The sequence below is a fragment of the Bacillus inaquosorum genome, assembly GCF_023238325.1.
GTDB lineage: Bacteria > Bacillota > Bacilli > Bacillales > Bacillaceae > Bacillus > Bacillus inaquosorum.
Window position 1 is genome coordinate 3,147,995 of the sequence record NZ_CP096592.1, and the last position, 26,912, is coordinate 3,174,906.

The window sequence follows — 26,912 nt, forward strand, 5'->3', positions numbered from 1 at the left end:
TTCTTTCTCCACTGATAGCAAAGGTTGTATCCGCTTACCATATAAGGAAAATCTCCTATATTCCTCCACGCGCCATTTATGAAAGTTCTCAGGCGATCTGTTCATACTAAGGGTATGCATCACAGAGAAACGAGGCGATCACATTGCTTACAAAAGACCAGCTGCAGCATTTAAAAAATGAACTGGAACAAACGAAAAAAGATATCTTAAACCGTTTCAAAGACAATGACCATTTTCAGCTTAACTCAGCCTTTCCTTATGATTCGTGGGGTGAGCTTTCCGCTTACGACAACCATCCCGGCGATCAGGCGACAGAGCTTTACGAGCGTGAAAAAGACATCGCTCTCGACTTGCATGAGCGAGAGCATCTCCGGGACATTGAGCATTCATTGAAGGCGATAGAAAACGGTACGTACGGTATTTGTGAAGTCAGCGGAAAGGAAATCCCTTACGAACGTCTTGAAGCGCTTCCGACGGCCACGACGCTCGCAGAGTATTCGTCACAGGATGTCGTTTCCAAAGACCGTCCGATCGAAGAAGAAACACCTTTCGGGCAATTTGAATTTGACGATGATGAAGAAATCAGAGCGCCTTATGACAGTGAAGATTCCTACCAGGACGTTGAAAAATACGGAAACTCATCAACACCGCAGGATATGGAAAACCCGCCGCTCAGCTATGATGATATGACGATGAATGCCGAAGAAAATATCGGCAATACGGAGTCATACGAAAATTTCATCGCTACTGATATCACAGGAAAAGAAATTACAGTTTATCAAAGCAGAGCCCATGAGCGTTATGAGGAAGAACTCGATGAAGAGGGAATCATGACAACATTCGGCGATCTCCACGCTGATTGAACCCCCGATTATTGGGGGTTCTTTTACGTTTTCTGCATATCAGGGTTTGATCTTTATAAGATAAAGGGTAAGTTTAAATGTAAAATAAATACATACGGAGGTTACAAACATGAAGAAGATTGTCGGCGCCATAGCGGTATTTGTGATTACATATGCGCTGTTTTCAGCCGCAGACTACCTGTTTCCAATTGACCAAGAATGGTACAATTCACTGGAAAAACCGGACTGGACGCCACCCGGATCTGCGATCGGCATCATTTGGGCCATCCTGTTTGCCCTGATCTCCCTTTCAGCTGCCATTGTGTATGCCGCGTTTTCATTTAAAGATGCGAAAAGCTTTTGGCTTATGCTTTTGCTTAATTATGTGCTTAATCAGGCATTCAGCTATTTTCAATTTACGCAAAAGAATTTGCTGGCTGCATCAATTGACTGCCTGCTTGTCGCGATCACAGCACTCATATTAATGATCGCAGCGAAAAAATACAGCAAAGCCGCAAGCTATCTTCTTTTACCTTATTTTTTATGGAGTGCATTTGCGACATTCTTATCCTTTACAATCTATTCAATGAATCTGTGAACAAAAAAAGCCGCTTATACAGCGGCTTTTTCACATCATCGGCCGGATGCCCCAAATGTCTTTCGCATATTCCCGGATCGTGCGGTCGCTGGAGAAATAACCAGAATGGGCAATGTTTAAAACCGAACGCTCAGACCATTTCCGCTGATCGCGATAATCAGCTTGAATACGCTCCTGCGCATCTGCATATGAGCTGAAATCCTTCAGCACAAAATACTCATCATTATGCGGAAGCAGCGAGTCATAGATCGATTCAAATTCATCTGCTTCCCCTTCAAAAAAACCGTTGATCAGCTGATCGACCACCTGTCTGATTCTGCGGTCATGCTGATAATATTCCCTCGATCTATAGCCGCCGTTTTCCTGATACGATAGAACGTCATCCGCCTTTAAACCGAATGTATAAATGCAATCAGGCCCCACCCGCTCAAGAATCTCAATATTTGCGCCGTCATGCGTGCCGATCGTCAAAGCGCCGTTCATCATAAACTTCATATTTCCTGTACCAGACGCTTCTTTGCTTGCGGTTGAAATTTGTTCACTCACATCTGAAGCCGGAAAAATACGCTCAGCCATAGAAACTCTGTAATTTTCCAAAAAAACAATCTTAATTAGCTGTTTGACTGCCGGATCATAGTTGACCTTTTCTGAGACAGAATGGATCAGCTTAATGATTTTCTTAGCATAATGATAGCTTGGTGAAGCCTTTGCACCGAAAATAAAGGTTTGCGGATAGATTGAAAATCCCGAGTCCTCCTTAAGCCGGTTATACAAATACATAATATGAAGAACATTCAGCAGCTGCCGTTTGTATGCATGAAGCCGTTTTACCTGTACGTCGAATATGCTGTCAGGATTCACAACCACCCCGGCCGTGCAAAAAATCAAATCGGCAAGCTCTTGTTTTTTCCTGCTTTTGTTGTTTTGAAACTGCTCGATAAAAGCGGGATCAGAGGCGTACGATTCTAATCCGATAAGGGATTCCGGCTGTTTCACCCATTCATTGCCGATCGCCTCTGTAATGATGGCAGACAAGCCGGGATTCGCTTTTAGCAGCCAGCGCCTGTGGGCAATTCCATTCGTCTTATTGTTAAAACGACTCGGGAACAGCAAATGAAAATCGTGCATCTCCCTTTCCTTTAAAATATCAGAATGAATTTTGGCAACGCCGTTTACACTGTAGCTGCCCACTATAGCCAGATGAGCCATTTTGACAACACCATGCGCCGTAATCGCCATGGCCTCTATTCTTTTCCAGTCTCCGGGATACTTTTCCCAAACCGCTCGGCAAAACCTTTCATTGATCTCTTCAATAATCATATACATTCGCGGGAGCAGCGGCTTAAACAAATGAATCGGCCATTTCTCAAGCGCTTCTGACAATGTTGTATGATTTGTATAAGAAATCGTATGTACGGTAATATGCCAGGCCTCTTCCCAGCTCATGTTCTCTTCATCGAGTAAAATCCGCATCAGCTCAGGCACCGCAAGCGCAGGATGGGTGTCATTAATATGGATGCTTACTTTTTTATGCAGGCCGGATAAAGATTTATTTGTTTTTCGGTAATTGTTCACAATGCTTTTTAAGCTTGCGCATACTAAAAAATACTGCTGCTTCAGCCGCAAAATTTTCCCCTCGTCATGGGTGTCATCAGGATATAAAAATTCAGAAACAGCTTCTGTTTCCCGCTTATAAGACAAAATATTGCCGCCATGATAGTGCGCAGAAGGCTCGGCGTTCCAAAGCCGTAACGTATTAACGGTGCCAGTCTCATAGCCGATGATCGGGATATCATAAGGGACAGCGGAAACAATTGTAGCTTGTTCGTGGCGAAAATGCAGACGCCCGTTTTTTTCTGTCATATGCACCTCGCCCCAAAACGGCACATCAACTGCCTGATCCGCATTTCTTACTTCCCATACATTCCCGTTTTTCAGCCATTGCTCAGGCAGTTCCACTTGATGCCCGTCTACAATTTTTTGTTCAAACAAGCCATGTTTATAACGAATGCCCATCCCGTGCCCCGGCAAGTTCAACGAAGCCAGAGAATCTAAAAAGCAAGCGGCCAAACGCCCAAGCCCGCCATTGCCGAGACCTGCATCGCTCTCCATCTGAACGATCTCCTCTAAATTGATGCCGATATCCTTCAAGCCTGCTTCTACAACATCACGAACGCCCAGATTCATTAAATTTTGTTCAAGGAGCTGACCGAGAAGAAATTCGATTGACAAATAATATGTCTGCTTCCCGGAATTGGACCGGCTCTTTTCATTCGTCTGGATCCAATCAGCGCTGATATACTCTCTGACCATATTGCCCAACGTTTTATATTGATCCAGCTTGGCAGAGTCTTTAAAGCTTTTTCCGCACGTCATTTCCAGACGCTTTAAAAATAAGGCTGCAAAGCGTTCTTTACTCGAGAACATCCCGTCCACTCCTTGTCACATGCTCGAAAATGCGCTGATACTCTTTGGCTGACTGCTCCCAGCTGTAATCTGCATTCATTGCGGTCTTCATGATGCTCTTCCATACGTCCTTTTGACGATAAAACGACAGCGCCCTCTCAATCGTAAATTTCAGATCATGCGCATTGAAGGCAGAGAACGTAAAGCCATTACCCGTTCCCTCTTCCTCCTGATAGGAACGGACAGTATCATAAAGCCCGCCCGTCTCTCTGACAATCGGAATGGCGCCATATTGGAGAGCAATCAGCTGCCCCAAGCCGCACGGCTCAAATTTCGACGGCATCAAAAACAAATCAGAGCCCGCATAAATTTGATGGGCAAGCGGCTCGTCAAACCCAATATACGCTCGGCACTTCTCATGAAAAGCAAATTCTGCATACCGGAAATAATCTTCAAATTCGCGTTCCCCTGTACCCAGCACAATCAGCTGTATGTCCTGCTCCTCAAGAAGTTCATGCATAATCCTGCGGACAAGATCAAGTCCCTTTTGTTTAGTCAGCCTTGTCACCATACTGATCAGCGGAATATCGTGTCGTTCCGGAAGCCCCATCCGCCGCTGAAGCTTCTTTTTATTTTCTTCCTTGTTTGCAAGATGCTCCGAATCGTAATGCGCCTCTATATAAGGATCGCTTTTTGGCTGGTAGAAGGAATCATCAATGCCATTTAAAATGCCGGTTACATCATTTTCCCTATATCGCAAAACCTGTTCCAGCTGTTCACCGTAATAAGGCGTCAATATTTCATTTCTGTAAGTAGGGCTTACAGTTGTCACATGATCAGCCGCAATGATGCCCGCCTTCATAAAATTAACAAATCCGTTGCATTCTAACCTTTCATAATGAAAATGATCCATCTCAAGCCCCAGCAAGTCATGTGTGACATCAGGCGGAAATATGCCTTGAAACTGCAGGTTGTGGATCGTGAGCACACTTTTCATCTGCTCATAAAAAGGATGTTTTCTGTATTCCTCTTTCAGCAAATAATTGACCATCGCTGTATGCCAGTCGTGAGTATGAACAATATCCGCTTGAACATTCACAGCTTTGGCAGCCTCCAGTACAGCTCTTGAAAAAAAGGCAAATCGTTCACCGTCATCATAATGCCCGTACAACGAATCCCTGTTAAAATAATATTCATTGTCGATGAAATAATAATTCACATCATCTTCGGCCATATGTTCAATTCCGCAATATTGCTGACGCCAGCCAACAGCTACCGTACACTCAGCCATTTTTCTCATGCGCTTTTTCCAACGCTCAGGTATTTGGCTGTACTTCGGCAGCATCACAGCTACTTCATTGCCTAATCGTGCAAGTGCCTTTGGCAGAGCACCGGCTACATCGGCAAGACCTCCTGATTTAACAAACGGGGTACATTCTGATACAGCAAATAATACCTTCAAGAATTCATCAGCTCTCCTTGCACCAAACCTTTTCTTAATACAAGCGGCTGCTCAGCTGTTCCTGCAGCCTCAGTCGCATTTCCGATTTTAACGTCCTTATCAGAAATGACCTGCTCAAGCAGGCACTCCTCGCCAATCTGCGTTTTTTGCATAACAATGCAGTTTTTCAGCTTCGTACCCTTTCCGACATGAACCGCCCTGAACAAAATGCAGTTTTCAACCTCTCCTTCAAGCACACAACCGTTTGCCACCAAGGAATTTTTGACAGTGCTGTGTTTTCCGTATTTCGTCGGCGGCTCATCCTTCACTTTTGTATAGATCGGCTGCTGGGGCAAAAACACCTGCTGCCAAAAACGAGGCTGAATGAGCTCCATACTGTGGGTATAATACTTTTCCACCGAATCAATGACAGCGGCATAACCTGAATATTCATAAGGGCAAATGGTCAAGGAGGATGATTCTTTTTCAACAGCCTCCTGAATGGTTTTATAGCCTTTTTCACTATGTCCGTAGATCAGATCCTTTAAGAGCGCTGTAGACATGATATAGATTTGCAGCGACTGGCCGTCCTGAAATACCTCGGTGACATCGCAGCCAACCTCCTGATGGCGTTTCAGCACATATTGAAATTGAATGTTGCATACGGTATGGCTGTTGGAGATCACGGCATATTGCTGTGTGCTTCTGTGGAAGTAATCAAGATGGTCGGAAAACTGGCGAAAGGAACCGAATTCATCGTATTCTTGGTGAAGATGGGGTGACGGGAAAAAAAAGAGGCCATCCTTTTTTCGATGCAAATCCCATTCCTTACCCGCTCCAAGATGATCCATAAGCGAACGATAGCGATACTTCGGAAAAATCGCGACGCTCCTAATATCCGCATTCACCATGTTGGAAAGCATAAAATCGATCAGACGGTACCTGCCGGCAAAAGGGATCGCCCCAAGCGACCGCTGTGCCGTTAAATCCTGAAGAGAATGCTTATATGTGGTTTCATCTATAACACCTAACATTTGATTATTGAACACTGGCTTTGCCCCCTCTTCAGTATTAAATCAATTCTTTTTCTACAAATTCCTCTGAAACGAGCAGCACCTCCTGAATGTCTTTTTCGGATCGAATCACTGCGCCATCCGGAAGCACCAGACCCTTAGGCACGATGGCATTTTCAATCACTACATGCTCGCCAATTGTCACATCCGGCATAATGACCGACGATTTGACAGTCGAATGCTTGCCGACAGTAACACCTTGAAAAAGAACGGAATGAGACACATTTCCATACACGACACACCCTTCGTTCACAAGCGAATCATGAACCTGTGCGTCAGATGAAATAAATTGCGGAGGCTGATTGGGATTGACGGAGTAAATTTTCCACTTGCGTTCAAACAGCTTTAGCTCCGATTCCTCTTTTAATAAATCCATATTGGCTTCCCACAAGCTCTGCACTGTTCCGACATCCTTCCAATATCCTTTAAACGGATATGCGGAAAGCTTCTTTTTTTCCTCTAAAAGCAGAGGAATAATGTCTTTGCCGAAGTCGTGGCTTGAATAAGGGTTTCGGTCGTCCATCTCAAGGTACTGTTTCAAAAGCGGCCAATTGAATATATAAATTCCCATTGAGGCAAGATTGCTCTTAGGAAATTTGGGCTTTTCATCAAAATGCGTGATCATCCCATCTGCATTGGTCTTCATGATGCCAAAGCGGCTTGCTTCCTCCCAGCCCACTTCGATGACAGAGATGGTGACATCCGCTTTCTTTTCAATGTGAAAATCGAGCATTTTGCCGTAGTCCATTTTGTAGATGTGATCTCCTGATAAAATCAGCACATACTCAGGATCATACTGATTCAAATAATTGAGATTTTCATAAATGGCGCTTGCCGTCCCTTTATACCATTTGACTTCTGATGACTCGGCATAAGGGGGTAAAACCGTCACGCCGCCATTATATCTGTCAAGGTCCCATGCACTGCCGATTCCAATATAGGAATTCAGCTCAAGCGGCTGATATTGTGTTAAAATCCCGACCGTGTCTATGCCTGAATTGGAACAGTTGCTGAGCGTAAAATCAATAATCCTGTATTTTCCCCCGAAAGATACAGCCGGTTTTGCCATATGTTTTGTTAATCCGCTAAGACGGCTGCCCTTCCCGCCGGCAAGGAGCATGGCTACACATTGTTTTTTCATCTTTTTATCTCTCCTCTTTTTTTAACCGCCCGTAAAATTGAAATGCCGTAAGGGGGGATGGTCATCGTGATATAACACGGTTTATGATGAAGAGCTCCCTTTTTGGCCGCTAACGGCTTTTTGTTGATTTGTCCTGAGCCTCCATATGTTTCACTGTCGCTGTTCAGCACTTCGATGTATTGGGTTAGAAAAGGAACACCAACATCATATTGATGATAGACCGCGGGTGTAAAATTACAAATGATGACAAGCGCCTCACCGTGCCTTTTCCCATAACGAATAAAAGAAAAGATTGATTGTTCGTTATTATGGACATCAATCCATTCAAACGACTGGGCACGATGGTCATTTTCATAAAGGATTTTGCTTTTTTGATAAAAGCGGAGAAGATCTTGCGTAAAAACGCTGGCTTTCTGATGCATGGGGAAGGAGTCCAAAAACCAATCTAGCTGCTCTGTGTCTTTCCATTCATCAAATTGGGCAAATTCTGAACCCATAAAGATCAATTTTTTTCCGGGATGAGCCGTCATATATCCGAGCAAAAGCCGATACTGGGCAAATTTCTGCCAATAGTCGCCAGGCATTTTATTAAGAAGTGATTTTTTTCCGTATACGACTTCATCATGAGAAAACGGCAATACAAAATGTTCACTAAACGTATACAGTAATGAAAAAGAGATAAGCTGATGACAATTCCGCCTTTCTTCTGGCGGCGTCTCCATGTATGTCAGTACGTCATTCATCCAGCCCATATTCCATTTAAAATGAAAACCGAGCCCCCCTTCCTCAACGGCACCTGTCACTTGAGGCCATTCCGTAGAATCTTCCGCAATCATCATGACATGCGGATATGCCTCTCTCATGGTTTGATTGAGTTTTTTTAAAAATTCAACAGCATATGGATTCGTATGGCGTTCATCCTGATTTGGCCAATACAGGATGTTAGCCACTGCATCAACCCTAAATCCATCTATATGATAGAATTCTGCCCAGTACAACGCATTAGAAATTAAAAAACTATGAACTTCCGGTTTTCCTAGGTCAAAGTTTGCCGTGCCCCATAGCCAGTTCTCCCGATCACGTTCTTCTTGATATTCATAAAGAGGCTCTCCATCAAACATATAAAGACCATGTGCATCTTTACAAAAATGTCCGGGCACCCAATCCAGTATGACTCCGATGTTTTCTTGATGGCATTCATCCACAAACTTCATCAAATCATGGGGTGTGCCAAACCTGCTTGTCGGGCTGTAATAACCCGTTCCTTGGTACCCCCAGGAACGGTCATAAGGATGCTCATATACCGGAAGCAGTTCGATATGAGTAAATCCATGTTCTTTGATATAAGGAATAAGCGACTGGCTTAATTCTTGATAGGAGTAATGCCTGCCATCAGAATGTTTCTTCCACGAACCGAGATGAAGCTCATAAATAAAAACAGGTTTCTCATACACCGTCTTAGCCTTTTGTTTCTTTTGCCATAATTGATCTTTCCAGCTGTACTCACCTAAATCGTAAGTAAGTGACGCTGTATGTGGCCTGACTTCCGAATAAATAGCATATGGATCTGCCTTCAGCCTGATCTCACCGCTATGAGTCACGATTTCATACTTATATCGTTCCTTTTCTCCCAAACCTGGAATAAATAACGTCCAAATGCCGTTATCGTTCACTCTGTGCATCACATGCTGCTCTCCTGACCAGCTGTTAAAATCCCCTGCCACTCGTACTTCTGACGCATGAGGCGCCCACACACAAAATTCATATCCGCTTTGGCCATTCAGCTCGCGATAATGCGAGCCAAACAGCTGATAGCTTTTAAACAGACTGCCTTCGTGAAAAAGATAAACATCATGTGCTGTCGGGCTGGCAGCGGCCATGTAATCATCCTTTCTGACATCATAGTTTTCACTTATAGTATTTATTCGAAGAAATAAAAAAAAGCCCTTTCATGAAAGCGCTTATACTTATTGACATTTAACTTCATTTTCCGAAGAAAAACGAAATATATGAAGATTTTTGTTGTCTGTTTGTAGAATAAAGTATGAAATCTAAGGCATATCATGATTTATAAAAATAAAAAAACCTTGCAGGATATGCAAGGTTTTTGGATGACCCGTACGGGATTCGAACCCGTGTTACCGCCGTGAAAGGGCGGTGTCTTAACCGCTTGACCAACGGGCCGTTGCTTGAGAACTTATATTTGTAATCATATGGCGGAGAAGGAGGGATTTGAACCCTCGCGCCGCTTACACGACCTACACCCTTAGCAGGGGCGCCTCTTCAGCCACTTGAGTACTTCTCCATTTGGCTCCACAGGCAGGATTCGAACCTGCGACCGATCGGTTAACAGCCGATAGCTCTACCACTGAGCTACTGTGGAATATAAAAATCATGGTGGGCCTGAATGGACTCGAACCATCGACCTCACGCTTATCAGGCGTGCGCTCTAACCAGCTGAGCTACAGGCCCATGACAATATAGAAATGGAGCGGGTGATGGGAATCGAACCCACGACATCAGCTTGGAAGGCTGAGGTTTTACCACTAAACTACACCCGCAATTTTTATTTGGGGCGATTGATGGGAATCGAACCCACGAATGCCAGAGCCACAATCTGGTGCGTTAACCACTTCGCCACAACCGCCAAAATATATATATTGATAAATGGTGGCTCGGGACGGAATCGAACCGCCGACACACGGATTTTCAGTCCGTTGCTCTACCAACTGAGCTACCGAGCCTAAGTATTTAAATGGCGGTCCGGACGGGACTCGAACCCGCGACCTCCTGCGTGACAGGCAGGCATTCTAACCAACTGAACTACCGGACCATTTTAAAATTTACACGTGAATTTTCTTGGTTGCACCCTTCGGGCACTTCTTATTTCATTCATGTATTTTGGTTGCGGGGGCAGGATTTGAACCTGCGACCTTCGGGTTATGAGCCCGACGAGCTACCGAACTGCTCCACCCCGCGATGATTAAGAATATATATGGCGGAGGAAGAGGGATTCGAACCCCCGCGGGCTTTGACACCCCTGTCGGTTTTCAAGACCGATCCCTTCAGCCAGACTTGGGTATTCCTCCGTATAATGGTGGACCTTGTAGGACTCGAACCTACGACCGGACGGTTATGAGCCGTCTGCTCTAACCAACTGAGCTAAAGGTCCATTGGTAGCGGCGGAGGGGATCGAACCCCCGACCTCACGGGTATGAACCGTACGCTCTAGCCAGCTGAGCTACACCGCCAAATATTTATTGAAATCAAGTGGAGCCTAGCGGGATCGAACCGCTGACCTCCTGCGTGCAAAGCAGGCGCTCTCCCAGCTGAGCTAAGGCCCCAAGAATGGTCGGGAAGACAGGATTCGAACCTGCGACCCCATGGTCCCAAACCATGTGCTCTACCAAGCTGAGCTACTTCCCGATTTCATGTAGATCATGGCGCGCCCGAGAGGAGTCGAACCCCTAACCTTTTGATCCGTAGTCAAACGCTCTATCCAATTGAGCTACGGGCGCAAAACTTAATGCCGAGGGCCGGACTTGAACCGGCACGGTAGTCACCTACCGCAGGATTTTAAGTCCTGTGTGTCTGCCAATTCCACCACCCCGGCGTGGATGGTATAGTTGGAGCGGAAGACGGGATTCGAACCCGCGACCCCCACCTTGGCAAGGTGGTGTTCTACCACTGAACTACTTCCGCAGAAATGGTGCGGATGAAGGGACTTGAACCCCCACGTCTGTAAAGACACTAGAGCCTGATTCTAGCGCGTCTGCCAATTCCGCCACATCCGCAATCATGTAAATGGTGAGCCATGAAGGACTCGAACCTTCGACCCTCTGATTAAAAGTCAGATGCTCTACCAACTGAGCTAATGGCTCTTCTTACAAGAGACTTGAATATTATATCATATAAAAGTGGTGCCGGCAAGAGGACTTGAACCCCCAACCTACTGATTACAAGTCAGTTGCTCTACCAATTGAGCTACACCGGCGTATATGTAAAATCGAGTATGTATATTAATTAAAATGGTGGAGGATGACGGGCTCGAACCGCCGACCCTCTGCTTGTAAGGCAGATGCTCTCCCAGCTGAGCTAATCCTCCATAATTGCACTAACGTGCAATTGCTTGGCGGCGTCCTACTCTCACAGGGGGAAACCCCCGACTACCATCGGCGCTGAAGAGCTTAACTTCCGTGTTCGGTATGGGAACGGGTGTGACCTCTTCGCTATCGCCACCAAACAAATTGAGAGTGTTCTCTCAAAACTAGATAACAGGTGTGACATCATTCAAAATGTGGTTAAGTCCTCGATCGATTAGTATCTGTCAGCTCCATGTGTCGCCACACTTCCACCTCAGACCTATCAACCTGATCATCTTTCAGGGATCTTACTTCCTTGCGGAATGGGAAATCTCATCTTGAGGGGGGCTTCATGCTTAGATGCTTTCAGCACTTATCCCGTCCGCACATAGCTACCCAGCGATGCCCTTGGCAGAACAACTGGTACACCAGCGGTGCGTCCATCCCGGTCCTCTCGTACTAAGGACAGCTCCTCTCAAATTTCCTGCGCCCGCGACGGATAGGGACCGAACTGTCTCACGACGTTCTGAACCCAGCTCGCGTACCGCTTTAATGGGCGAACAGCCCAACCCTTGGGACCGACTACAGCCCCAGGATGCGATGAGCCGACATCGAGGTGCCAAACCTCCCCGTCGATGTGGACTCTTGGGGGAGATAAGCCTGTTATCCCCGGGGTAGCTTTTATCCGTTGAGCGATGGCCCTTCCATGCGGAACCACCGGATCACTAAGCCCGACTTTCGTCCCTGCTCGACTTGTAGGTCTCGCAGTCAAGCTCCCTTGTGCCTTTACACTCTGCGAATGATTTCCAACCATTCTGAGGGAACCTTTGGGCGCCTCCGTTACCTTTTAGGAGGCGACCGCCCCAGTCAAACTGCCCACCTGACACTGTCTCCCCGCCCGATAAGGGCGGCGGGTTAGAAGGTCAATACAGCCAGGGTAGTATCCCACCGATGCCTCCACCGAAGCTGGCGCTCCGGTTTCCAAGGCTCCTACCTATCCTGTACAAGCTGTACCAACATTCAATATCAGGCTGCAGTAAAGCTCCACGGGGTCTTTCCGTCCTGTCGCGGGTAACCTGCATCTTCACAGGTACTATAATTTCACCGAGTCTCTCGTTGAGACAGTGCCCAGATCGTTGCGCCTTTCGTGCGGGTCGGAACTTACCCGACAAGGAATTTCGCTACCTTAGGACCGTTATAGTTACGGCCGCCGTTTACTGGGGCTTCAATTCGCACCTTCGCTTACGCTAAGCGCTCCTCTTAACCTTCCAGCACCGGGCAGGCGTCAGCCCCTATACTTCGCCTTACGGCTTCGCAGAGACCTGTGTTTTTGCTAAACAGTCGCCTGGGCCTATTCACTGCGGCTCTCTCGGGCTTGCACCCTAACAGAGCACCCCTTCTCCCGAAGTTACGGGGTCATTTTGCCGAGTTCCTTAACGAGAGTTCTCTCGATCACCTTAGGATTCTCTCCTCGCCTACCTGTGTCGGTTTGCGGTACGGGCACCTCTCACCTCGCTAGAGGCTTTTCTTGGCAGTGTGGAATCAGGAACTTCGCTACTATATTTCGCTCGCCATCACAGCTCAGCCTTATGGGAAACGGATTTGCCTATTTCCCAGCCTAACTGCTTGGACGCGGATATCCAATACCGCGCTTACCCTATCCTCCTGCGTCCCCCCATTGCTCAAATGGTGAGGAGGTGGTACAGGAATATCAACCTGTTGTCCATCGCCTACGCCTTTCGGCCTCGGCTTAGGTCCCGACTAACCCTGAGCGGACGAGCCTTCCTCAGGAAACCTTAGGCATTCGGTGGAGGGGATTCTCACCCCTCTTTCGCTACTCATACCGGCATTCTCACTTCTAAGCGCTCCACCAGTCCTTCCGGTCTGGCTTCACAGCCCTTAGAACGCTCTCCTACCACTGTTCGAAGAACAGTCCGCAGCTTCGGTGATACGTTTAGCCCCGGTACATTTTCGGCGCAGAGTCACTCGACCAGTGAGCTATTACGCACTCTTTAAATGGTGGCTGCTTCTAAGCCAACATCCTGGTTGTCTAAGCAACTCCACATCCTTTTCCACTTAACGTATACTTTGGGACCTTAGCTGGCGGTCTGGGCTGTTTCCCTTTCGACTACGGATCTTATCACTCGCAGTCTGACTCCCAAGGATAAGTCATTGGCATTCGGAGTTTGACTGAATTCGGTAACCCGGTAGGGGCCCCTAGTCCAATCAGTGCTCTACCTCCAAGACTCTTACCTTGAGGCTAGCCCTAAAGCTATTTCGGAGAGAACCAGCTATCTCCAGGTTCGATTGGCATTTCACCCCTACCCACACCTCATCCCCGCACTTTTCAACGTGCGTGGGTTCGGGCCTCCATTCAGTGTTACCTGAACTTCACCCTGGACATGGGTAGATCACCTGGTTTCGGGTCTACGACCACGTACTCATGCGCCCTATTCAGACTCGCTTTCGCTGCGGCTCCGCATCTTCTGCTTAACCTTGCACGGGATCGTAACTCGCCGGTTCATTCTACAAAAGGCACGCCATCACCCGTTAACGGGCTCTGACTACTTGTAGGCACACGGTTTCAGGATCTCTTTCACTCCCCTTCCGGGGTGCTTTTCACCTTTCCCTCACGGTACTGGTTCACTATCGGTCACTAGGGAGTATTTAGCCTTGGGAGATGGTCCTCCCGGATTCCGACGGAATTTCACGTGTTCCGCCGTACTCAGGATCCACTCAGGAGAGAACGAAGTTTTGACTACAGGGCTGTTACCTCCTATGGCGGGCCTTTCCAGACCTCTTCATCTACCTCGTTCTTTTGTAACTCCGTACAGAGTGTCCTACAACCCCAAGAGGCAAGCCTCTTGGTTTGGGCTAATCCCGTTTCGCTCGCCGCTACTCAGGGAATCGCATTTGCTTTCTCTTCCTCCGGGTACTTAGATGTTTCAGTTCCCCGGGTCTGCCTTCTCATATCCTATGAATTCAGATATGGATACCACTCCATTACGAGTGGTGGGTTTCCCCATTCGGAAATCTCCGGATCAAAGCTTGCTTACAGCTCCCCGAAGCATATCGGTGTTCGTCCCGTCCTTCATCGGCTCCTAGTGCCAAGGCATCCACCGTGCGCCCTTTCTAACTTAACCGTTAAAAAGAATCACTATGTGATATCTTGTCTTACTAATTGAATGTGATGTCTACTGTTATCTAGTTTTCAAAGAACACGTTTCGAAGGAATGATCCTTCAAAACTAAACAAGACAGGGAACGTTCTGTTTATAAGACCCAAGGTCTTATATTCCGTAAATATCCTTAGAAAGGAGGTGATCCAGCCGCACCTTCCGATACGGCTACCTTGTTACGACTTCACCCCAATCATCTGTCCCACCTTCGGCGGCTGGCTCCTAAAAGGTTACCTCACCGACTTCGGGTGTTACAAACTCTCGTGGTGTGACGGGCGGTGTGTACAAGGCCCGGGAACGTATTCACCGCGGCATGCTGATCCGCGATTACTAGCGATTCCAGCTTCACGCAGTCGAGTTGCAGACTGCGATCCGAACTGAGAACAGATTTGTGGGATTGGCTTAACCTCGCGGTTTCGCTGCCCTTTGTTCTGTCCATTGTAGCACGTGTGTAGCCCAGGTCATAAGGGGCATGATGATTTGACGTCATCCCCACCTTCCTCCGGTTTGTCACCGGCAGTCACCTTAGAGTGCCCAACTGAATGCTGGCAACTAAGATCAAGGGTTGCGCTCGTTGCGGGACTTAACCCAACATCTCACGACACGAGCTGACGACAACCATGCACCACCTGTCACTCTGCCCCCGAAGGGGACGTCCTATCTCTAGGATTGTCAGAGGATGTCAAGACCTGGTAAGGTTCTTCGCGTTGCTTCGAATTAAACCACATGCTCCACCGCTTGTGCGGGCCCCCGTCAATTCCTTTGAGTTTCAGTCTTGCGACCGTACTCCCCAGGCGGAGTGCTTAATGCGTTAGCTGCAGCACTAAGGGGCGGAAACCCCCTAACACTTAGCACTCATCGTTTACGGCGTGGACTACCAGGGTATCTAATCCTGTTCGCTCCCCACGCTTTCGCTCCTCAGCGTCAGTTACAGACCAGAGAGTCGCCTTCGCCACTGGTGTTCCTCCACATCTCTACGCATTTCACCGCTACACGTGGAATTCCACTCTCCTCTTCTGCACTCAAGTTCCCCAGTTTCCAATGACCCTCCCCGGTTGAGCCGGGGGCTTTCACATCAGACTTAAGAAACCGCCTGCGAGCCCTTTACGCCCAATAATTCCGGACAACGCTTGCCACCTACGTATTACCGCGGCTGCTGGCACGTAGTTAGCCGTGGCTTTCTGGTTAGGTACCGTCAAGGTACCGCCCTATTCGAACGGTACTTGTTCTTCCCTAACAACAGAGCTTTACGATCCGAAAACCTTCATCACTCACGCGGCGTTGCTCCGTCAGACTTTCGTCCATTGCGGAAGATTCCCTACTGCTGCCTCCCGTAGGAGTCTGGGCCGTGTCTCAGTCCCAGTGTGGCCGATCACCCTCTCAGGTCGGCTACGCATCGTTGCCTTGGTGAGCCATTACCTCACCAACTAGCTAATGCGCCGCGGGTCCATCTGTAAGTGGTAGCCGAAGCCACCTTTTATATTTGAACCATGCGGTTCAAATAAGCATCCGGTATTAGCCCCGGTTTCCCGGAGTTATCCCAGTCTTACAGGCAGGTTACCCACGTGTTACTCACCCGTCCGCCGCTAACATCAGGGAGCAAGCTCCCATCTGTCCGCTCGACTTGCATGTATTAGGCACGCCGCCAGCGTTCGTCCTGAGCCAGGATCAAACTCTCCGATAAATGGATCACAGGTTAAGTTCACCGCATCCTGCGGCGACACCTGTGTGACCTGCATCGTGCAGGCCCTAGTTTGACTGACTACGCACATCACTGTGCGATTTATTTAAAAATGAATTAACAGGTACGTTTTGTCTTGTTTAGTTTTCAAAGATCATTCTGTTACTTACTTCTCAATGAAGCAGCTTTACTAATATAACATTCGGCTTCTTTTTTGTCAACAACTTTTTTTAAATTGTTTTGAAGCTTCTTGTTTTGTCTGCTGTTCATCAGCGACGTTTAATAATATAACACCTGTATTCATTTATAGCAATAGTTTTTTTAAAAAAATCTATAAAACAAATAAACTATAATCTTTGTCATGGTATCTGTCGCGTATTTATCATATAACTATTTTAAAAGAACATCTATTCAGTAATGCAATCTTGTTGTTTTTTTCTTTTTCTTGTATAGTAGAAACGAACTAAATACTGATGACCACAAGGGGAGCATTAAAGCTGAGAGTGAGCGGTTACGTTCTGACCCTTTGAACCTGTTAGTTAACGCTGGCGTAGGGATGTGGCAAAGTCAAATGAATTGCAGATTGTAAAGCAGTGCGTGGAACTTTTCTCATCCTTCCGCGTGCTGCTTTTTTGTTGTCCTTTTGGTTTGTCTATTGATGGAAGGGGATTTTATGAATCAATCTAAGCAACTGGTTCGCCTTATTGAAATTGCAATTATGACTGCGGCTGCTGTTATTTTAGACATCGTCTCAGGAATGTTTCTCCGTATGCCTCAAGGAGGCTCGGTCTCCATCATGATGATTCCGATCTTTTTGATTTCGTTTCGGTGGGGTATCAAAGCTGGCCTTACTACCGGTCTGCTGACAGGTCTTGTTCAAATAGCGATCGGAAACTTATTCGCACAACACCCTGTACAGCTATTGCTAGATTACCTTATCGCGTTCGCAGCTATCGGATTAAGCGGATTTTTCGCTTCTTCTGTCCGTAAAGCCGCTGTATCCAAAACAAAAGGAAAACTGATTGTTTCAGTAGTCAGCGCAGTTTTTATCGGCAGTTTCCTCCGCTATGCCGCACATGTCATTTCAGGGGCTGTGTTTTTCGGCAGCTTCGCTCCAAAAGGAACGCCTGTATGGATTTATTCTTTAACTTATAATGCTACCTATATGGTTCCTTCATTCATCATCTGTGCAATTGTCCTTTGTTTATTGTTTATGACAGCACCGCGTTTGCTCAAAACTGACAGAGCTTAACGAGAAACCCCCAGCGCAATCCGCTGGGGGTTGTTTTTTGCTATCTGTTAAGGACTGTTTTCAAAGCAGGAAGATCCGGCCAGCCAAACCCTATTTCTTTCAGCCTTTCTCCTGCAATTTCAAAGCTGTCCTCCGCTTCTCTTTCAGGGGAATAGGACTGATAAAATGTAATTGAGGGGTTCTTCTCCATCACCCAAACAAACATGCTCGAAAAGCTATGATGAAGCAAAAACTCTGCTCCTTTTGCTAAGAGCGCTCTCCCTGCCCCTTGCCGCTGATGTTCTTCTAAAAGGTAAATAGCGTATAGCTCGCCGTCATAGCCTTTTTGTTCAGAGCGGATAGGTCCAAATGAAGCAAAGCCGAATATCGAACCTTTTTCATCCTGAGCGACAAATACACCCTTTACCGAGCGGCTTTTCCATTTGTCTTCAAATTCCTTATAATTCAGACTGTTTAAGTAATCAGCCGGGACAATTCCTCGATATGTTGTCCTCCAGCTGTCCACATGCACCTTTGCAATGTCCTTTATATCTTCTACCTTTGCTTCTCGTAAGATTACCATCTGCTGCTATCCTTTCCGCAGTCATTATTCTGGTTTTTGGACCGTTTTTGCTTCTTTTATTTCATTTGTTAATTCGTTAATGCTTTGTTTTACGTTTCCTTTTCCTGAAAAGTTCTCAATCATTTCTTTTACGTCAATTCCCGACGATGCTTTCAAGCTTTCTTGCAGGCTTGACATTAAGTTTGTCGCATAGCTGGTTACTTTGTTGGCGCCGCTTGATTCACCGCTTCCTCCTGTATCAACAACGGTGATTTTATCAATATTTGAAAGAGGTGCCGCTGCTTGTTTCGCGTATTCCGGAAGCATTTTTACGATCATGTCGAAGATCGCAGCCTGCCCGTACTGCTCGAAGGCAGCCGCAATTTTCTCTTTTGCTTCCGCTTCTGCCAGACCTTTTAGGCGGATAACCTCAGCTTCTGTTTCCCCTTTCGCTTTTTCAGCTTCTGCTTTTGCAAGCCCGTCAATTCTGACTTTTTCCGCCTCAGCCTTCGCCATTGCTTCTATACTGTACTTCTTGGCATCGGCTTCCGCGAGCTGTTTGGCTTTCTCGGCTGCTGCGGACTGCTCGACTGAATAACGGTCTGCATCGGCTTTTTTCTTTACCTCTGAGTCGTATTGGCGTTCACGGCGAAGAATTTCTTTTTCTTCCAGTTCTATTTGTTTTTGGCGTTCGATAATTTTAACCTGCATTTCCTGCTCTGTGACTTGCTGGCGCGCCCTGGCAGTCTCTAAATCATATGCCTGGTCGGCATTCGCTTTTGCCGTATCTTGTTCTCTGCGGTATTCAGCCATTTTGAGCTGATTGATTTTTTCAGCTTCAGCAATTTCTGTCGCCCGTTCAAGTTCTGATTTTTTTGCATCTTTGTCCGCTTCTGCCCGCTTAATCCGGGTTTCTTTATCAGCCTCTGCTGTTGCGATATCAGCATCACGCTTTACCTGGGCAATTCTCGGTTTCCCTAATGATTCAAGATAACCATTTTTATCACGTACATCTTTAATGGTAAAGGAGACAATCACAAGCCCCATTTTCGCGAGGTCCTGTGAAGCGACACGCTGCACCTCTTGAGAAAATTTCTCCCTGTTTTTATAGATTTCTTCAACTGTCATTGAGCCGAGAATGGAACGAAGATGGCCTTCTAAAACCTCCCGCGCTTCCTGCTCACGGTCTTCTTTTGATTTTCCTAAAAATTGTTCGGCCGCTGTAGCGATTTCTCCTATAGAACCGCCGATTTTAATAATCGCAGTTCCATCGGCCATTACAGGCACTCCTTGTTCTGTATAGACTTCAGGTGTCGAAACATCCAGTTTGCTTGATAATAGGCTTAGCGGCTCTGCCTGCTGGAAGACGGGTAGAACAAAGGTTCCTCCGCCGCGGACGATTTTAATACGGTTGCCGCCTTCATCGACATGAACGTTTTTATTGCCGAGATAGCTCCCCGTTACGATTAACGCTTCATCAGGCCCTGCCGTACGATACTTTGTGATAAACACGGCTATTAGTGCAATTAATAAAAAGAATACAACTCCGATGACAATTATAATCGGCATTGTCATATCACATTCCTCCTTGTTTTATATAGGTTCATGCGGAGTAACCGAAAGAACTCCGTTGTTGACATCTACAACTAAAACCGTTGTTCCGTAACTGATCTGCTGATTCTCAAAGCTGACCGCTGACTTCGAGATGGTGCCGCCTATCCCTTCAATGACCACTTCACCAAACCCGTCAACAGGAACAGCTGTAATCACTTTACCGACTCTTCCTTTTAGATCAGCTTCTCTATAAGCCAAAGATTCTTCAGCGGATGATAATGGTACGAGTACAAAGATGTGAAGCAATGTCACCAGAATGATCGAAAGGATGCAAGATAAAAACGCGAGCAACAGGCTGGACAGGGGCAATGTGAGCTCGCCTATATATCCGCCTGCTGAAAAACATGTGAAAAATGCGAGCACCAATGTCGGATTAAGAAGCGGAATGCCTTCTGACAGCCCTGCAAATACATCTCCGAAAAAAAGAAATAACAGCGTAAGACTGCCCGCAATAATAAGCGTATAAAGATAAATTGTTTGTATAGGAACGCCCAGTAACTCCAAATGCCTCATCCTTTCCTCATCAATGCATTGATGAACGGCTGCCGTTACCATTTATACGAGACACAATAGAAAAGGTTTCGAAATTTTTAGATAAATACTCCCTGTTAAGTGCTTTATAAATGATAATTGCTTATATATATGGTAATGTCATTTTAGGAGGAGATATGATGAGTATCTTTAATGAAGCCAGATTAGAAACGTGGAACGAAGTGAAAGGACTTTCTGACGAAAAGCTGAATCAAAAGCCTTCTGCTGAAGAATGGAGCATACGTGAAGTTCTTGACCATTTGAAAAAAATCGATATGGCCGCACAAAAAATGCTGAAGGAACGTGTAAAGGAAGCTCCTGTTAAAGAAGTTGAAGAAAAACCGCTTGAGACTGCACAGGACAGAAACAATAAACGGAAAGCTCCGAGTCACCTTGAGCCTGAGCATGATTTTATTTCAGGCAGTCAAATGAAACGCGAGCTTGATGTAGTGAGAGAGCAGCTGACAGCTGCAATTGCCTCTCTGAAAGAAGAAGATCTTAAGAGAGTGCTTCCGCATCCTGTGTTTCAAGAGCTGACTGTCAGACAGTGGATCGATTTTATCGGCCACCATGAAAAACGGCACCTCAGCCAGATTAAAGAAATTAAAGAAAAGGTAGAAAGGGTCTGATTTGATCAGACCCTTTCTGCTTTTCGTTTGACTTTCCGCTGATAGGAATGAACTTCTATTTCATCACCTGCATAAACAGCACCGGGTCTCTCAACAATGCAGACAATCCCTCTTATGCCCAGTGCGTGTCGGACGAAAGCAGGCGCCAGCTTCGGCTTGTCCGGATAATAAGATTGAATGACTTCGCCCGGCTGGATACACGGATCATTTTCACCCTCACACAGCAATGCGGCTCCGCTTGGGAAAATGAGCCGGCTTCCTTCTTTTAATGATGTGAAATCATGTATGCCGCTGACTGCCACATTCGCCCCAAGCCATTCCGGCAAAATGCTCGGCACTCCCATTTTTAAAGCAATTTGATCACATTCCTCTATTGATACAATAGAAATTTGTCTGCGGTTGAAAATTTCTGTCCCTTTTGAAAACATCGGTTCTCTGGCTCCCGCTTTTTTGGTCAGGCCAAAATGCAAGTCGCCGGGGATGCCGCCATAATCAAAATCAAGCTTGTCCATTTGCTTTGTTACGAAACTTTCTGTATCTGCGATATATAAGCCTTCCGTTCTTGCAGTCATACGCTTCCACATCAGCCGGTACCTTCCTTCTTCTCTAAAATTTCCATCTATGCTTCATTATCCAAAAAAAATCCCGCTCTGTAAATGAGCGGGACATCGATTATACTGTTTTAGGTGTAAGGTTAAAGCAGCGCTTGTAGATCCAATTGTATGCTTTTTCATTTAAATCTCTAGGATTTCCGAAGGTTTGCGGATCTTTCATTGCTTCTTTTGACAAGCGTTCGATCATATCGGGTGATACTCCCTGCTCTTCTAAAGTCGGTACTTCTAAATCTTCAACAAGGTCATACATCCAATTAACAGATGCTTTCGCAGCTTCTTCTGTTGTCATATTGCTTGTATCAATACCGAACGCTTTCGCAATACGTGCAAACTTCTCAGGATAGCCCTTCCAGTTGTACTCCATGACAGGGCCCATCATCGCAGCCACACATTGACCGTGAGCGACTGGGATAATACCGCCAAGTGTTTGGCTCATCGCATGAGCCGCGCCCGCTGATTCACTGCCGTAAGAAAGACCTGCAAGCATCGCAGCCTGCGCCATTCCGTATCTTGCTTCCAGATCCTCTCCGTCAGCAAATGCTCTTCTAATGTAATGAGCGGCATATTCAATCGCCATCAAGGCAACTGCATCCGTAATTGGCTGCGCAAATTTCATAGTATAGCACTCAATGGCATGAGCAAGCGCATCAATTCCCGTCATGGCTGTTACATGCGGAGGCATTGAAATATGAAGCTCAGGATCAATGATGGTCAGGTGCGCTGCGATCAGCGGACCGCCCGTGTTGAATTTGAATTCTCTTTCTTCATCTGTGATAACCGCCCACTGGGTTACTTCCGATCCTGTTCCGGCCGTTGTCGGAATTGTCGTCAGCGGAGGAATGCGGTTTTCCAGCGGTTTTTTTCCATCTGCCGCTTCATAATCAAGCACGCTTCCTTCGTGAGTTGCTTCTACTCCGATTGCTTTCGCTGTATCCATGGAGCTTCCGCCTCCAACTGCCACTAAACCATTACAGTTCTCTTTTTTGTATAGCTCAGATCCTTCATTCACCAGACGGACAGGCGGGTTTGGCTCTACTTTATTAAAGAGCACCACTTCAATGCCTGCTTCTTTAAGTGATTCGATAACAGGATCAGCGACGCCGGCTTTATAAATCCCAGGGTCTGTGACAAGAAGTGCTTTTGAAACACCCAGCGCAGCTACTTCTTCACCCGTATGCTTGACGGCTCCGATTCCGTGCTTAATCACAGTCGGAATTTCAAATGTGTGGAATTTTTGCATGCTTTCTACTTTCATATTTAATGTCATCATCAATCTCCCCCTCTTATGAATTGAACCAATTAACCGCTGCTGGTTTTGTATTGCGATACACATGTTTGACTTCTGTGTATTCTTCAAGGCCCATTTTTCCAAGCTCGCGTCCGAACCCGGATTGCTTATAGCCGCCCCATGGCGCCTGCGCAAAATACGGATGGAAATCGTTAATCCAAACGGTTCCCATTCTCAAGCGGGCTGCTACGCGTTCACACTTTTCAATATCTTTTGACCATACCGCTCCGGCCAAGCCATAGATGGTATCATTTGCAAGCGCGATTACCTCTTCTTCCGAGCTGAAGGTTTCGACTGTCAATACAGGACCGAAAACCTCTTCCTGAACGATTCTCATGCCAGACTTGCAGTTAGAGAAAATAGTAGGTTCATAGAAAAACCCGTTTTGCAGCGCAGGATCTTCCGGGCGTTTGCCGCCTGTCTCCAGCTTTGCGCCTTCTTGTATTCCGATCTCTACATATTTTTCTACCTTTGCCCTGTGCTCTGCAGAAATAAGCGGGCCGCTTTCTGTCTCTGCGTGAAAACCGTTTCCGAGTTTTATGCGCTTTGCCCGTTTGACAAGCTCTGCTAAAAACTGATCGTGAATGGCATCTTCAACAAGCAAGCGGGAACCGGCAGAGCACACTTGGCCGGCGTGGAAAAATACAGCGTTTAACGCCTGATCAACCGCAACCTCTAAATCTGCGTCCTTGAAAACGATATTGGGATTTTTCCCGCCCAATTCAAGCGCGATTTTTTTGACGTTTCCGCTTGCCGCCTGCATGATTTTTTTGCCTGTTTCGATTCCACCCGTAAACGAAATCAAATCGACGTCTTTGTTTGCGGCAAGCTCGTCGCCCACTGTGGCTCCCGGTCCAAGGACAAGATTCGCGACCCCTTTTGGAACACCGGCTTCTTCCATTAGCTTAAAGACTTTGATTGTCGTCAGCGGCGTGATCTCACTCGGCTTCATGACGATCGTATTTCCTGCAGCCAGTGCAGGCGCGATTTTCCAGCTCGCTTGCAGGAGCGGATAATTCCACGGAGTAATCTGGCCGCAAACCCCGATTGGCTCTCTGATGATTTTGCTTTCCGAATCAGGGATCGGAGATGAAATGATCTCTCCGCCATCTTTGTCCGCCAATCCGGCGTAGTATTGAAAAACATTGGCGATATCGTCCATATCGGCCTTACTTTCTTCGAGTGTTTTTCCCGTATCAAGAGATTCAAGCTCAGCCAGCTCATCAAGATCGCGTCTGATTAATTCCGCAATTTTCAGAACAATATTCCCGCGTTCAAGTCCAGATAGAGATGGCCATTCTCCTTTGTCAAATGCTCTTCGCGCGGCTGCGATTGCCTTGATGGCGTCCTCTCGCCCTCCCTCGCTTACGGTTGCAATTTCTTCTTGATTAAATGGATTGATAATGCTTCGGATCTGCTCTTTTTCGGCACTGATCCATTCTCCGTCAATGTATAATGTTTGACTCATATAAGCCTCCTTGACGTAAATAAAGTTTGTTAAATAAAAATTTAATGTTTTTAACAACCTTAATCTAACACATGGTTTTTAAACTGTCAAAGCCCCATCTTGATTTTTCATTTTGACTTTTCTTTATGTTTCGTTAAGATAAAGAACATAAAGAAATAACTTAACGAATTTAATTTTCTAAAGGAAAAGAGGGTCAGTATGGATGAAAATCCAGAGTTTGCAACTATAGAACAGGCACGGGATCTTGTTATCGACTCCATTGCTGAAACGATGGATCTTTACGGAATTACCCGCAGTGTCGGGATCTTATATGGGACGATGTATATGAGGGATGAGATGACGCTTGACGAAATGCGTGAGGAATTGCAAATGAGCAAGCCAAGCATGAGCACAGGTGTCAAAAAGCTTCAGGACTTAAATGTAGTGAAAAAAACATTCCACCGAGGCATCCGTAAGCATACATTTGTGGCTGAAAAAGATTTCTTTAAATTTTTCACTAATTTCTTTCCGCCTAAATGGGAGCGGGAAGTTCAAGTAAATGTAGCAGCGATTGAGGAAGCTCAGGCTGATTTACAAGAGGTTTTAAGCAAGGAAGGTCTCAGTGAGGACATAAAAAATGAAGCGCTCCAGTTATACGAGCAGCTGGAAAGCTCTAAAGCCTACTATGACTGGCTGAAACGTCTTGCTGAATCGGTGCAGAGCGGGGAAATTTTTAAGTTTATACCGATCGAAACAAAGTAAAACATTAAAAACGCCTGGGAAACCGGGCGTTTTTTTGTTCGTTTATATGTAATTACTACAAATTTGAAAAATACGGGAAAAACACCCCATTTACTTCCAAAATATTTGATGGTAATTTTATGTAGGTAAAATTTGTATTTGGCCATTCAGAGGAGGTGAAAAGCGGGCAGGCCTGTATATTTTATAACTTTTTAGGGGGAATTTTATTATGAAACGCAAATTATTATCTTCTTTGGCAATCAGTGCATTAAGTCTCGGCTTACTCGTTTCTGCACCTACAGCTTCTTTCGCGGCTGAATCTAAATCAACTTCCGCTCATACCGAGTCTACTATGAGAACACAGTCATCAGCTTCATTGTTTGCAACAATCACAGGGGCCAGCAAAACTGAATGGTCTTTCTCTGATATCGAATTGACGTATCGTCCAAACACGCTTCTCAGCCTTGGCGTTATGGAATTTACATTGCCAAGCGGATTTACTGCAAATACGAAAGACACGATGAACGGAAATGCTTTGCGTACAACACAGATCCTCAACAACGGGAAAACAGTAAGAATTCCTCTGGCACTTGATTTGTTAGGAGCTGGCGAATTTAAATTAAAACTGAATAACAAAACACTTCCTGCCGCTGGTACATATACTTTCCGTGCGGAGAATAAATCGTTGAGCATCGGAAATAAATTTTACGCAGAAGCCAGCATTGACGTGGCTAAGCGCAGCACTCCTCCGACTCAGCCATGCGGCTGCAACTAATCTAAAAGACCGGTTCACGCCGGTCTTTTTTGCGTTTTCATCTCCCCTTTTTTCTCTATTTCCAGTTATCTTTTTTCTTGTTTAAAATTTAAATTGACAAACACTAGAAACAGGAGTAAATTCTTGAGTGTTCAATTTCATACAAACTCTTTTACCGCTTAATCAAACACGAACGGGGGAACCAACGATTGGCTGTTTTATTAACAGCCTTGGGGTGAATCTTACTAAGTAAGAGGGGGTACTCTGAATCCCTAATCCGACAGCTAACCTCGTAGGCGTATACAGAGAGGAGGTCTATTTTCGGCCATTCTTTGCAATGGCCTTTTTTGCTTCAAAAACGTTAATTTACTAAGGGAGATATGAACATTGGGAAGAATTAAAAATAAGCAATTTGCCGTGATCGGGCTGGGCCGTTTTGGCGGCAGCATTTGCAAAGAGCTGCATAGAATGGGCCACGAGGTCCTTGCGATTGATATCAACGAAGAAAAGGTAAATGCATACGCTTCTTACGCAACTCATGCAGTGATTGCCAACGCCACCGAAGAGAACGAATTGCTTTCATTGGGAATACGTAATTTTGAATATGTGATTGTTGCCATCGGAGCGAATATTCAAGCGAGTACGCTGACTACCTTATTATTAAAGGAGTTTGACATCCCGAACATTTGGGTAAAGGCGCAAAACTATTATCATCATAAGGTGCTTGAAAAAATCGGCGCTGACCGCATTATTCATCCTGAAAAGGATATGGGCGTCAAAATCGCACAAAGCCTTTCTGATGAAAATGTTTTGAATTACATTGATTTATCTGATGATTACAGTATTGTCGAGCTGTTGGCAACACGCAAGCTTGATTCAAAATCGATTATTGATCTGAATGTAAGAGCGAAGTACGGCTGCACGATCCTGGCTATTAAACATCATGGAGATATTCGTCTTTCTCCCGCACCTGAAGACATCATTCACGAACAGGATTGCCTGGTAATCATGGGGCACAAAAAGGATATTAAACGTTTTGAAAACGAAGGGATGTAGACA

Annotated in this window: 18 protein-coding genes, 21 tRNA genes, 3 rRNA genes and 2 riboswitches; of the genes, 7 read left to right on the forward strand and 35 right to left on the reverse strand. The window is 45.9% G+C overall.

Annotated elements, in window-relative coordinates; translation table 11 throughout:
• Nucleotides 1-143: 143 nt before the first annotated feature.
• Nucleotides 144-863 (forward strand): yteA family sporulation protein, encoded by a 720-nt coding sequence (locus tag M1M80_RS15940; RefSeq protein ID WP_003238073.1) that lies wholly within the window; start codon nt 144-146, stop codon nt 861-863.
• Between the two features lie 109 nt (nt 864-972).
• Nucleotides 973-1,440 carry a TspO/MBR family protein gene (locus tag M1M80_RS15945; RefSeq protein ID WP_060399351.1) on the forward strand — a complete coding sequence of 156 codons (468 nt, stop codon included), beginning with the start codon at nt 973-975 and terminating at the stop codon, nt 1,438-1,440.
• 30 nt (nt 1,441-1,470) lie between these two features.
• Here the strand turns inward: M1M80_RS15945 and glgP are convergent, their stop codons facing one another.
• The 29 genes from glgP to M1M80_RS16090 form a co-directional block, all read right to left on the reverse strand.
• Nucleotides 1,471-3,867, reverse strand: coding sequence for a glycogen phosphorylase GlgP (glgP, locus tag M1M80_RS15950; RefSeq protein WP_060399352.1), 2,397 nt, complete (start codon nt 3,865-3,867; stop codon nt 1,471-1,473).
• Entirely contained in the window at nt 3,854-5,308 is a 1,455-nt protein-coding gene (gene glgA / locus M1M80_RS15955; RefSeq protein ID WP_060399353.1) for a glycogen synthase GlgA, read from the reverse strand. The genes glgP and glgA overlap by 14 nt, the downstream gene beginning before the upstream one ends.
• A complete protein-coding gene (glgD, locus tag M1M80_RS15960) occupies nt 5,305-6,336 on the reverse strand; it encodes a glucose-1-phosphate adenylyltransferase subunit GlgD (protein WP_080429054.1) in 1,032 nt (343 codons plus the stop codon). The genes glgA and glgD overlap by 4 nt, the downstream gene beginning before the upstream one ends.
• A 22-nt stretch (nt 6,337-6,358) precedes the next feature.
• Nucleotides 6,359-7,501 (reverse strand): glucose-1-phosphate adenylyltransferase, encoded by a 1,143-nt coding sequence (locus tag M1M80_RS15965; RefSeq protein WP_003238078.1) that lies wholly within the window; start codon nt 7,499-7,501, stop codon nt 6,359-6,361.
• The gene (glgB, locus tag M1M80_RS15970; protein ID WP_060399354.1) at nt 7,498-9,381 is read right to left on the reverse strand and encodes a 1,4-alpha-glucan branching enzyme; all 1,884 of its coding nucleotides are present in this window, start codon (nt 9,379-9,381) and stop codon (nt 7,498-7,500) included. The genes M1M80_RS15965 and glgB overlap by 4 nt, the downstream gene beginning before the upstream one ends.
• Before the next feature lie 232 nt (nt 9,382-9,613).
• Nucleotides 9,614-9,685, reverse strand: a tRNA-Glu gene (locus M1M80_RS15975).
• 30 nt (nt 9,686-9,715) lie between these two features.
• Nucleotides 9,716-9,806, reverse strand: a tRNA-Ser gene (locus M1M80_RS15980).
• 3 nt (nt 9,807-9,809) lie between these two features.
• Nucleotides 9,810-9,884, reverse strand: a tRNA-Asn gene (locus tag M1M80_RS15985).
• A gap of 12 nt (nt 9,885-9,896) precedes the next feature.
• Nucleotides 9,897-9,973: transfer RNA gene (locus M1M80_RS15990), tRNA-Ile, on the reverse strand.
• 15 nt (nt 9,974-9,988) lie between these two features.
• A tRNA-Gly gene (locus tag M1M80_RS15995) sits at nt 9,989-10,062 on the reverse strand.
• 10 nt (nt 10,063-10,072) lie between these two features.
• Nucleotides 10,073-10,148: transfer RNA gene (locus M1M80_RS16000), tRNA-His, on the reverse strand.
• Nucleotides 10,149-10,169: 21 nt separating this feature from the next.
• Nucleotides 10,170-10,245 (reverse strand) — tRNA-Phe (locus M1M80_RS16005).
• A gap of 12 nt (nt 10,246-10,257) precedes the next feature.
• A tRNA-Asp gene (locus M1M80_RS16010) sits at nt 10,258-10,334 on the reverse strand.
• Between the two features lie 69 nt (nt 10,335-10,403).
• A tRNA-Met gene (locus M1M80_RS16015) sits at nt 10,404-10,480 on the reverse strand.
• Nucleotides 10,481-10,497: 17 nt separating this feature from the next.
• Nucleotides 10,498-10,590: transfer RNA gene (locus M1M80_RS16020), tRNA-Ser, on the reverse strand.
• A gap of 6 nt (nt 10,591-10,596) precedes the next feature.
• Nucleotides 10,597-10,673 (reverse strand) — tRNA-Ile (locus M1M80_RS16025).
• A gap of 2 nt (nt 10,674-10,675) precedes the next feature.
• A tRNA-Met gene (locus M1M80_RS16030) sits at nt 10,676-10,752 on the reverse strand.
• Nucleotides 10,753-10,772: 20 nt separating this feature from the next.
• Nucleotides 10,773-10,845: transfer RNA gene (locus M1M80_RS16035), tRNA-Ala, on the reverse strand.
• Between the two features lie 5 nt (nt 10,846-10,850).
• Nucleotides 10,851-10,927: transfer RNA gene (locus tag M1M80_RS16040), tRNA-Pro, on the reverse strand.
• A gap of 15 nt (nt 10,928-10,942) precedes the next feature.
• Nucleotides 10,943-11,019, reverse strand: a tRNA-Arg gene (locus tag M1M80_RS16045).
• A gap of 9 nt (nt 11,020-11,028) precedes the next feature.
• Nucleotides 11,029-11,114, reverse strand: a tRNA-Leu gene (locus M1M80_RS16050).
• Between the two features lie 14 nt (nt 11,115-11,128).
• Nucleotides 11,129-11,203, reverse strand: a tRNA-Gly gene (locus M1M80_RS16055).
• 5 nt (nt 11,204-11,208) lie between these two features.
• Nucleotides 11,209-11,295, reverse strand: a tRNA-Leu gene (locus M1M80_RS16060).
• A gap of 11 nt (nt 11,296-11,306) precedes the next feature.
• Nucleotides 11,307-11,382: transfer RNA gene (locus M1M80_RS16065), tRNA-Lys, on the reverse strand.
• 37 nt (nt 11,383-11,419) lie between these two features.
• Nucleotides 11,420-11,495 (reverse strand) — tRNA-Thr (locus tag M1M80_RS16070).
• A gap of 35 nt (nt 11,496-11,530) precedes the next feature.
• Nucleotides 11,531-11,606 (reverse strand) — tRNA-Val (locus M1M80_RS16075).
• A 22-nt stretch (nt 11,607-11,628) separates the two neighbouring features.
• A 5S ribosomal RNA gene (gene rrf, locus M1M80_RS16080) occupies nt 11,629-11,744 on the reverse strand.
• Nucleotides 11,745-11,798: 54 nt separating this feature from the next.
• Nucleotides 11,799-14,726: ribosomal RNA gene (locus M1M80_RS16085) — 23S ribosomal RNA — on the reverse strand.
• A gap of 169 nt (nt 14,727-14,895) precedes the next feature.
• Nucleotides 14,896-16,445 (reverse strand): 16S ribosomal RNA (locus M1M80_RS16090).
• Together the 16S, 23S and 5S rRNA genes with 21 tRNA genes alongside form the textbook arrangement of a ribosomal RNA operon.
• Nucleotides 16,446-16,914: 469 nt before the next feature.
• A riboswitch (TPP riboswitch) is annotated at nt 16,915-17,016 on the forward strand.
• 99 nt (nt 17,017-17,115) lie between these two features.
• On the opposite strand from M1M80_RS16090, the gene thiT reads away from it, so the two are divergent.
• Complete coding sequence (thiT, locus tag M1M80_RS16095) at nt 17,116-17,694, forward strand: energy-coupled thiamine transporter ThiT (protein ID WP_019259283.1); 579 nt, start codon at nt 17,116-17,118, stop codon at nt 17,692-17,694.
• Between the two features lie 40 nt (nt 17,695-17,734).
• Here thiT and M1M80_RS16100 read toward each other — a convergent pair whose 3' ends face one another.
• The 3 genes from M1M80_RS16100 to M1M80_RS16110 are packed head-to-tail and all read right to left on the reverse strand — an operon-like array spanning nt 17,735 to nt 20,353.
• On the reverse strand, nt 17,735-18,256 hold the full coding sequence (locus M1M80_RS16100) for a GNAT family N-acetyltransferase (protein ID WP_060399355.1): 522 nt from the start codon (nt 18,254-18,256) through the stop codon (nt 17,735-17,737).
• A gap of 24 nt (nt 18,257-18,280) precedes the next feature.
• Entirely contained in the window at nt 18,281-19,810 is a 1,530-nt protein-coding gene (gene floT / locus M1M80_RS16105) for a flotillin lipid rafts scaffold protein FloT (protein WP_003242269.1), read from the reverse strand.
• 18 nt (nt 19,811-19,828) lie between these two features.
• A complete protein-coding gene (locus M1M80_RS16110) occupies nt 19,829-20,353 on the reverse strand; it encodes an NfeD family protein (RefSeq protein WP_080429055.1) in 525 nt (174 codons plus the stop codon).
• A 167-nt stretch (nt 20,354-20,520) separates the two neighbouring features.
• Here M1M80_RS16110 and M1M80_RS16115 point away from each other — a divergent pair, with 167 nt between their 5' ends.
• Nucleotides 20,521-21,009, forward strand: coding sequence for a DinB family protein (locus M1M80_RS16115; protein ID WP_032732387.1), 489 nt, complete (start codon nt 20,521-20,523; stop codon nt 21,007-21,009).
• Nucleotides 21,010-21,014: 5 nt separating this feature from the next.
• Here M1M80_RS16115 and M1M80_RS16120 read toward each other — a convergent pair whose 3' ends face one another.
• From M1M80_RS16120 to betB, 3 genes are all read right to left on the reverse strand, one after another.
• Nucleotides 21,015-21,593 (reverse strand): MOSC domain-containing protein, encoded by a 579-nt coding sequence (locus M1M80_RS16120; RefSeq protein WP_003242263.1) that lies wholly within the window; start codon nt 21,591-21,593, stop codon nt 21,015-21,017.
• Nucleotides 21,594-21,681: 88 nt separating this feature from the next.
• Nucleotides 21,682-22,890, reverse strand: a complete 1,209-nt coding sequence (gbsB, locus tag M1M80_RS16125; RefSeq protein ID WP_032732389.1) for a choline dehydrogenase — start codon at nt 22,888-22,890, stop codon at nt 21,682-21,684.
• Nucleotides 22,891-22,906: 16 nt separating this feature from the next.
• A complete protein-coding gene (betB, locus tag M1M80_RS16130) occupies nt 22,907-24,379 on the reverse strand; it encodes a betaine-aldehyde dehydrogenase (protein WP_060399357.1) in 1,473 nt (490 codons plus the stop codon).
• A 198-nt stretch (nt 24,380-24,577) separates the two neighbouring features.
• On the opposite strand from betB, the gene gbsR reads away from it, so the two are divergent.
• From gbsR to ktrA, 3 genes are all read left to right on the forward strand, one after another.
• Nucleotides 24,578-25,120, forward strand: a complete 543-nt coding sequence (gbsR, locus tag M1M80_RS16135; RefSeq protein ID WP_003242257.1) for a transcriptional regulator GbsR — start codon at nt 24,578-24,580, stop codon at nt 25,118-25,120.
• A gap of 208 nt (nt 25,121-25,328) precedes the next feature.
• Nucleotides 25,329-25,874, forward strand: coding sequence for a biofilm surface layer hydrophobin BslA (gene bslA, locus M1M80_RS16140; protein WP_003242255.1), 546 nt, complete (start codon nt 25,329-25,331; stop codon nt 25,872-25,874).
• Between the two features lie 145 nt (nt 25,875-26,019).
• Nucleotides 26,020-26,168, forward strand: a riboswitch (cyclic di-AMP (ydaO/yuaA leader).
• 72 nt (nt 26,169-26,240) lie between these two features.
• The gene (gene ktrA / locus M1M80_RS16145) at nt 26,241-26,909 is read left to right on the forward strand and encodes a potassium uptake protein KtrA (RefSeq protein WP_003242252.1); all 669 of its coding nucleotides are present in this window, start codon (nt 26,241-26,243) and stop codon (nt 26,907-26,909) included.
• Nucleotides 26,910-26,912: the final 3 nt, after the last annotated feature.